Raw genomic sequence first — 513 nt, 5'->3', positions numbered from 1 at the left:
CAGACCGCGGCGTACGGGCACTTCGGTCGGGAGTTGCCCGACTTCACGTGGGAGAGCACCGACCGCGCCGCCGACCTCAAGAGCGCGGCCAGCTGATGGGCTGGTTCCGGCGCGTCGTGTCCGAGTTGGGGCTCGGACTGAGCCTGTTCGGGGCATCGGTCGCCGGGATCGACCCCCGCGAGATCATCCGGTCGCACCGGCGGCGGAATGCCCCACCGTCTCCGGGCGACGACGGCGGGGTGCCGGCGCCGTCCGCTGCCGACGTGGCCGACCAGCGGCCCGCCGGCCACCCGCCGCCCGGCCACCCGGAACGGCTCGTACCCCACCAGCCGCTCACCGACGACGAGCGGCGGCTCTGGTCCCAACTGCGGTGACCCTGTCCCGACCCAGCAATGAGGAGCGTGACCATGCCGGCAACCCTGGTTCGTACGGCCGACGACTTCAAGGTGGCGGATTTGTCGCTTGCCGAGTTCGGGCGCAAGGAGATCCGGCTCGCCGAGCATGAGATGCCCG

General features: G+C 71.9%; 2 protein-coding genes. Both read left to right on the top strand.

The genetic code is table 11. The features are described 5' to 3' along the window. Positions 1-95: 95 nt before the first annotated feature. The gene (locus ACTMS0_RS29105) at positions 96-374 is read left to right on the top strand and encodes a DUF6059 family protein (protein ID WP_441158468.1); all 279 of its coding nucleotides are present in this window, start codon (positions 96-98) and stop codon (positions 372-374) included. 18 nt (positions 375-392) lie between these two features. Then, the coding region (locus tag ACTMS0_RS29100) for an adenosylhomocysteinase (RefSeq protein WP_441158469.1) at positions 393-513 on the top strand (121 nt) is incomplete at its 3' end.

The organism is Micromonospora sp. H33, assembly GCF_052068455.1.
Classification (GTDB): Bacteria; Actinomycetota; Actinomycetes; order Mycobacteriales; family Micromonosporaceae; genus Micromonospora.
The sequence above is the reverse complement of the archived record's forward strand: the minus strand, read 5'-3'. Positions and strand labels throughout refer to the sequence as shown.